At 36.5% G+C, this 6,860-nt stretch carries 8 protein-coding genes; all 8 read left to right on the top strand.

Annotation, left to right across the window (positions count from 1 at the left end; genetic code table 11):
- Positions 1 to 101 precede the first annotated feature (101 nt).
- Entirely contained in the window at positions 102 to 527 is a 426-nt protein-coding gene (locus tag ACYQ21_RS14185; RefSeq protein WP_460059209.1) for a hypothetical protein, read from the top strand.
- Between the two features lie 449 nt (positions 528 to 976).
- Entirely contained in the window at positions 977 to 1,261 is a 285-nt protein-coding gene (locus tag ACYQ21_RS14180; protein WP_460059208.1) for a hypothetical protein, read from the top strand.
- Between the two features lie 24 nt (positions 1,262 to 1,285).
- Complete coding sequence (locus ACYQ21_RS14175) at positions 1,286 to 2,437, top strand: ParM/StbA family protein (RefSeq protein WP_460059206.1); 1,152 nt, start codon at positions 1,286 to 1,288, stop codon at positions 2,435 to 2,437.
- 68 nt (positions 2,438 to 2,505) lie between these two features.
- Positions 2,506 to 2,778 (top strand): hypothetical protein, encoded by a 273-nt coding sequence (locus ACYQ21_RS14170; RefSeq protein ID WP_460059205.1) that lies wholly within the window; start codon positions 2,506 to 2,508, stop codon positions 2,776 to 2,778.
- Positions 2,771 to 3,592 (top strand): Fic family protein, encoded by an 822-nt coding sequence (locus tag ACYQ21_RS14165; protein WP_460059203.1) that lies wholly within the window; start codon positions 2,771 to 2,773, stop codon positions 3,590 to 3,592. Before ACYQ21_RS14170 ends, ACYQ21_RS14165 begins: the two co-directional genes overlap by 8 nt.
- Before the next feature lie 44 nt (positions 3,593 to 3,636).
- Positions 3,637 to 4,395: a Fic family protein gene (locus ACYQ21_RS14160; protein WP_460059202.1), complete on the top strand. Its 759-nt coding sequence runs from the start codon at positions 3,637 to 3,639 to the stop codon at positions 4,393 to 4,395.
- Between the two features lie 5 nt (positions 4,396 to 4,400).
- On the top strand, positions 4,401 to 5,159 hold the full coding sequence (locus ACYQ21_RS14155) for a Fic family protein (RefSeq protein ID WP_460059200.1): 759 nt from the start codon (positions 4,401 to 4,403) through the stop codon (positions 5,157 to 5,159).
- Between the two features lie 331 nt (positions 5,160 to 5,490).
- Positions 5,491 to 6,822, top strand: coding sequence for a UPF0236 family transposase-like protein (locus tag ACYQ21_RS14150; RefSeq protein WP_460059198.1), 1,332 nt, complete (start codon positions 5,491 to 5,493; stop codon positions 6,820 to 6,822).
- Positions 6,823 to 6,860: the final 38 nt, after the last annotated feature.

Genomic DNA, 6,860 nt, shown 5'->3' with positions numbered 1-6,860 from the left:
TGCACTCGAAGCGATTTAATCGTTGACAACAGATAATAGTTATGTAAAAATAAATTCATAGAGATAGAAAAGCTATTTCAAAAAAGAAAGCAGGTACTAACATGGCATATGGAGACTATTGGAAAGTTGTCAGCAGCGAGGACTACGAGAAAATCAAAACATGGCTTGATGTTCATGATTTTGAAGACATCAATACTGAAAGTGTTGACATTGCTTATCTATTATTTGGTAATAAATACGGAGAAGACATCGGGCTAGTCTATTGGGATGAAGCAGAAGCAGAAATCAACGAGGAAACAGGAGAGCCCTATTATGATGAAGAAGACACTTGGCGCTACTATTCAGATTATGATGAAGAAGATACAATCGAGTATCATATCTCAAACGACGAGAAAATTCAAAAACTAGCCAATCATCTGGCACAAAATCATTGGCGCTATTCAGACGATTTAATCCCTGTTGATTCTGATATGACTTTTGAAGCTTATCAAGACCAACTCAGTGAAGCAGGCTATTCAGATTTTTAGAAAACGATATATATCACGTATATATCGCGATGGCTATTTATATATACGTGATATATATAAAAAGTCAAAAAGAAGAAAAAATATATATACCGTATATATAAAATGCTCAAAACGTATATATGCTATATATACTCAACTTGAAATGATATATATGCCGTATATATTGCGATGGCTGTTTATATATACGTGATATATATATAAAAGTCAAAAAGAAGAAAAAAATATATATGCCATATATATAAAATGCTAAAAACGTATATATGCTATATATACTCAACTTGAAACGATATATATAGCGTATATATTGCAATGGCTGTTCATATATACGTGATATATATATAAGTCAAAAAGAAGAAAGCCATATATATGAAATGCTCAAAACGTATATATGCTATATATACTCAACTTGAAATGATATATATAGCGTATATATCAAAGAAAGGACTAAAATGACCCAGAAAAAAATGTTATTGGTTGTCAAAGATGAACAGATAGCGTGGCTTAATCATCAAAATAATGCGACTGCCAGTTTGAGAGCACTGATCCACACAGCGATTGAAAGATTTGGGAGTTCAGATTTGTTTGAGGCAGCACTCATATCAACTGATTTATTAGCTGATATAAAAGCAGATGAAAAAGACGATGTTGATTTAAACCAGCCTCATATCACGCCATCAGAGATTGAAATTGATAATGACACTGAAGATTTTAGCGCTATGTTAGGTCTAAACTAAAGAAAATGACAGGAGAAAAACATTATGAAAATGAAAGCAGCAATCGATTTAGGAAACGGTTATGTCAAAGGCAATGTCAATGGAGAAGTCTTGAGCTTTCCAAGTGTTGTCGCAACACCGAAGAAAAGCAGTTTAGAAGTCAGTGAAGCTGAGACTGATGAGATGATGGATCGTCTTATTGATAAAATGGCAGTCAGCTTTATTTCAGAAGCCGTGTCATCGACAAAGCCCTATATCTTTAATGAGCAGGCATTATCAAGCGGTCGTCCACTTTTGGAATTTAATGTCTTTGACAAAATCACAAAGGCTCAAAATGATTTGACAACTATTTTGATATTGGCAACCATTGCACAAAATGCGCTTGTCAGCCAATACAAGCAAACAGGACAGCTTGGAAATGTAGCAGTCGAGGCAAAATTAGTAACGGCTTTACCGATAGATGAAATCAAATTATACAAGCAGGCATTCATTCAAAAATTGGCGCAGCAGGAACATACCATCGTCTTCAACAATTTCTATAAAAAGGTCACGGTCACGATTAATTTTGAGAAAATCATGGTCATCAGCGAGGGAGAAGCTGCACAGTATGCTTTAAAACTCGCCAATGAGCAATTCAAAGCGGTCATTGAAAAAGAGTGCCGTAACAAGCAACCAGAGCTTGATATGTCAGTTGATGATATTTTATCGGCTAAAAATACTTTGGGGATTGATATTGGCGAGGGAACGATTGACTTCCCCGTTTTCAATGATGGTAAGTTCAACCAGGAAGCATCAAGCAGCATTAACGTTGGCTTTGGCAATTTACTTGAGGCAGTCGCAGATGACCTTAACTATCCGTCACGTAAGACAATTACTGAGTTTCTACAAAGGGATGTGACAGCAATTACGCAAAATAAACGCAATAAAATCATGATAGCGCTTGAAGATAATAGTGAAGATTTTGTCGATACGATTAACAAGGCAATCACAAAAGTTATTTCCAAAACAGGCGAAAACTTAGAGGCTATCTTTGTCTATGGTGGCGGCGCAACACCGCTTGAAAGCCTTTTATTTGATAGAATTAAAGCACACGCTGCATCAGCCAGTGACAATGATGTGCCGATTGTTTATTTAGACAGTCAATACTCAAGAATGCTTAACTTGAGTGGTTTAGTTGCGATTGTTGAGAAACTATAAATTCTCCCTTAATGCAGTTGTAGCCTCATAAATATGTTAAAATGGATGAGATAAGGGAGACAAAATAAATGGTTGATACTTTACCAGAAGAAATTGAGTTAGAGTTTGTACGTAAAAAATCACAAAACGGTATTGCTTATAAAAACAATAACGATGAGACTAAAGTCATTCGAGTAGGTATCCCTGCTTGGCAGACTTTTACTAGTCTAGCTAAAAGTCAGGGAAAAAACTATAAAGAGATGTTTAACGAAATAGTAGCTTACTACGTTGAGAATTCAGGGAGGTTCTCTGACGTGCAGCCAGAGATAATAGATAAGAAACAGGAGAAAAAGAATGTATGATTTTAGCAAAATTGATAGATTAAAGCAGAAGTTAAATGACTACCGCCCACTAACTCAAGAGCAGGTGGCGCAGATTGAACGAGAAAAAAAGATTGAGCATGTCTGGTCATCAAATGCCTTAGAGGGCAATAGTTTGACAAAATATGAAACAGCCTCTATTTTGGAAGTAGGGTTGACTGCTAATGGCAGTCCTGTGAAAGACGTACTTGAAACACTTGATTTAGGAAAAGCCTATAACTTTATGGAGGAGTTAGCAACTGGTAATCAGGAATTATCTGAAGAAGTTATCCAAAAAATAAATCAATTAGTTACCATCAAAAGCGTTGATAATATTGACTTTGCGGGTGTTTATCGACTGGTTAATGCTTATCCTTATCGAGTTGAAGGAGTAAAATATGCAGAGCCGATTTATATTCGTCAAGAAATGGGAAATTTGATTTATTGGCATGATGAAATAGCCAAGTCTCTCCATCCAGTTGAATATGCAGCATTATTACATCTAAAATTTGTCAGTATCCATCCATTTGCGGATGGTAACGGTAGAACAGCAAGGCTTTTGATGGCTTTCGCTTTAGTGAGAAATGGTTTTCCAATCGTTAATATTCAGCCAGAAGCCAATTCAAGAAGTGAATATATGGAAGCATTGGCTAATTCACAACGCCAAGATAATCCTGAACCTTTTGTCAATCTTGTTATCAAGTATGTAGAAAAAGAGTTAGAAAGTAGGATTTCTATTTTAGAGTTGAATGAATCTAATCTTAATCATTTTGGTAAAGCGATAGAACATGATTTAGACGATGAACTGGAGTTATGATTTGAAAATAACCTTATTGGTAAGGCTATTTTAGGGAGAATATAATGCGTGATTTACCAGAAGATTATATCAAAGATTTAGCCATCCGCTTTAGCCACCATTCAACGGCTTTAGAGGGGAACACGTTGACATTAGCAGAAACAGCCCTTTTGCTTTTGGAGGGGATGACACCCAACAGACGAGTTCATAAGCGTGAAATTTTTGAAATTGAGAGCAACGCACGAGCTTTAAATGTCGTATTGCAAGAAGTGAATGAACCCAATGAGTTGACAGAGTTTATCATCAAGAAAATTCATTATTTTATTGGCGAGAGTACGGTTACCTTTGCGGGGGAATACAAAAAGTTAGACAACTACATTGTCGGTGCTGATTTTCAAACGGTTAAAGCGAGTGAGGTTGCGGCAACAATGGCAGAATTTGTTTCGGATTATAACAAAGCTCTGAAAGAGACGTCGCATCTTTTTGAAACCATTGCAGATTATCATATTAGATTTGAAAAAATTCATCCTTTTTCGGATGGCAATGGTCGCACAGGACGAATGTTAAATGCGTTAGTAGCACTTAAACATGATCGACTTGTACCTGTTATTCCCTCAGATGAAAAAGGAAGATATTTGCAATACTTAAAAGATGAGGATTCAAAAGGTCTAGGGGAATGGCTAGAAACCTTATCTGAATTTGAAGTTGAGAGATATGATGCTTTTGCTTATGTTGCATCGCAGGAAATCAAAGATTTTTCTCAACCTTTACCTAAAAATCGCAAAAAAGCAATTGAATTTGGGGACGATGAACTGGAGATGTAGAAAAAATGGTATTAAAATACGAGAGTGTTTCAAGGGAACAAGCAATTTTTGCCGCAAAACGCTTGTTGGTTGACACGATATGGAAGATAGCTAATATTGAAATACACAAAGGAATCACTTTTCCTGAGACTGCTGAAGTACTATCAGGAAAAGTGCCAGGTAATCTGGAATTTGACGACGCTTTGATTGTCAATAATATTAAGCGTGCATGGAATTACTTGTTTGAGCATATTGATGCTCCGATTTCTTTTAGTCTAATCAGTGAATATAATAAAATCTTAGGAGAGGGAGGGCTAATTGAAAGCCCTGGTAATCTGAGATACTATTCTGCAATTATTGGGGGTAGTACCTATAAACCACCAATGCCAGAAATAGATACTGTACTGGAAACACTCGCTTACCTTGACGACCTTGAGGATAAGGTCGAGCATGGTTTATCCTATTTCAGCGAAATCTCCAAAGGTCAATGGTTTAATGATGGCAATAAACGTACTGCAGCAATGGTTGCCAATCATTACTTAGTCCAACAAGGTGTGGGGATACTAGCAATGGATGTCCCGACTAGAAGCGAGTTTTTCGATGCGCTCATCAAGTACTATGAAAATGGGGATAAATCAACGTATCATAAGTTTTTGTATGAAAATTCATTTGAATTGATGCCATCGGGAATGACACCACTAGAGGTTGGTTGGCAGTATGACGACATAGTAAAAGAAAGCAAGAAAAAACGAACGCTTGATTTAGATGATGAGTTTGAGTTATGATTTGAAAATAGCCTTATTGATAAATTGATATTGATAAGGCTATTTTTTTGTAAAAATTTCGGACTTTACAAATTGTACAGTCCAAAAGTGACAGGAATTATTTTCGGATTATGCAAAGTGTCAACTCTGAATTTTGGGACTTGACGTTTTGAACAGTCCGAGATGTCAAGTCTCACAAAGTCAGTAACCAAGCGATATAGCGTTTTGGATAATCCGAGTTGGAGTATCCAAAACGTTTAAATATGTTTTTATATCTCTTATATAAAGAAGATGATGAAATATAAGTAAAAGAAGAGCAGATTTTTTTGGAAAAATATTTTAGGGGAAAGAAATGTTTGACGAACAAAAATTACTAGAGGAACAACGCCAAAAACTAATTGATGATTTTGTAGCTAAGCTAGAGCAATACGATACCAAAAGAGAAGTGGAGATGAGAGCAGGGGGATGGGAATTTGTGAAAACCGCTGAAAGGACGGTCACTTTCTCTTTTGGCTTGGTCAATTTTTGTCGTAAAGTTTACCGTAAAGACGCAGAATGGTGTTATCCAGTTGATGACTATTTGGCATTAGAACCTTATTCTCGTTTCTCAGAAGAGATACTGTTTCAAATTGTCGATGTGGCGACTGGCTTATCATTTCGTAAAGGTGCTAAAGCATTTACGAATTTGAAAAATATTGACATCACAAAGGATGTTGTCTTAAAAGCTAGAAAATTTGTGACGAAATTACAAAAGCAGAAAAAAGAATACGACTACTACAGAGACAAAGAACTACTAGAAAAATTGAAGGTTGACACCTTGTATCTTGAAGGCGGTGGTGTGATGGTAAAAGCGTTTAAGGAAAAAGAGAACGAGGTTGCCTATACTGATATGGCGCATTTTGTCGTCCATGAGGGCGTGACAAAAGATTATGGGAGTAGGAAGAAAACGGTTGAAAAGCATGAAACTATCTCGTTAAACCTTGACGAAAGCCGAGATGAGGTCGTTGCTTATATTGATGAGCATTATGATATAACGCCTGATACCTTGCTTATTACCAATTCTGATATGGGGCGAGGCTATCATGCGGCAGCGTTTGAAGACATTGCGGCATTATTTAGGTGTAAACATGAGCATTTCTGGGACAGATACCATCTCAATTTGAATATCAAAAAGTTTTTCAAAACGATTTGTAAAGTGCATATCCGAGGTTATGAATTAAAAAATCGTTTGTTTGAAGCGATAAAGCATTTCGATATTGATGAAGCACAACTGATTTTAGATACAGGGGAAGCCCTGATTACAGATGATGAAGAGTTAGAGAAATTTCAAAAATTTAGCAGAAAACTCATCAACAATTTTGAGTACACCAAGCCTGCTCATTTACGAGGACTTAGCGGTGCAGGGATAGGTGTGATTGAAGCACAGCACGTTAAAATCACAGACCGCATGAAACATCGAGGCATGTACTGGTCACTTGACGGTGCAGAAACGATGGCTAAGATGATTATTGATAGCAGCTTGGGTAAATTAAGGGAGCTGTTTTTTGGCGATTGGCGTAAAGAGTATGAAAAAATAAAAGCGCTACCAACTTCGGCAGCAACTTTTCTCAAGAAAAGCCACACGACTTCAACAGTCAATAAAGGGATGATTATTTCTAGGCGCATCCGAAAAGGCTACAACTGATTTTTAAAAATAGTATAAAAAAACGCCTTTTTTAAAAA

It is taken from the genome of Pseudolactococcus yaeyamensis (assembly GCF_054658615.1).
This window is presented reverse-complemented; position numbering and strand designations above follow the sequence as displayed.

Excerpts from the sequence above, each read along its gene's own strand:
- ACYQ21_RS14185 (WP_460059209.1), top strand. The coding sequence starts at position 102 with ATGGCATATGGAGACTATTGGAAAGTTGTCAGCAGCGAGGACTACGAG.
- ACYQ21_RS14160 (WP_460059202.1), top strand. The coding sequence starts at position 3,637 with ATGCGTGATTTACCAGAAGATTATATCAAAGATTTAGCCATCCGCTTT.
- ACYQ21_RS14155 (WP_460059200.1), top strand. The coding sequence starts at position 4,401 with ATGGTATTAAAATACGAGAGTGTTTCAAGGGAACAAGCAATTTTTGCC.
- ACYQ21_RS14165 (WP_460059203.1), top strand. The coding sequence starts at position 2,771 with ATGTATGATTTTAGCAAAATTGATAGATTAAAGCAGAAGTTAAATGAC.
- ACYQ21_RS14170 (WP_460059205.1), top strand. The coding sequence starts at position 2,506 with ATGGTTGATACTTTACCAGAAGAAATTGAGTTAGAGTTTGTACGTAAA.
- ACYQ21_RS14150 (WP_460059198.1), top strand. The coding sequence starts at position 5,491 with ATGTTTGACGAACAAAAATTACTAGAGGAACAACGCCAAAAACTAATT.
- ACYQ21_RS14175 (WP_460059206.1), top strand. The coding sequence starts at position 1,286 with ATGAAAATGAAAGCAGCAATCGATTTAGGAAACGGTTATGTCAAAGGC.
- ACYQ21_RS14180 (WP_460059208.1), top strand. The coding sequence starts at position 977 with ATGACCCAGAAAAAAATGTTATTGGTTGTCAAAGATGAACAGATAGCG.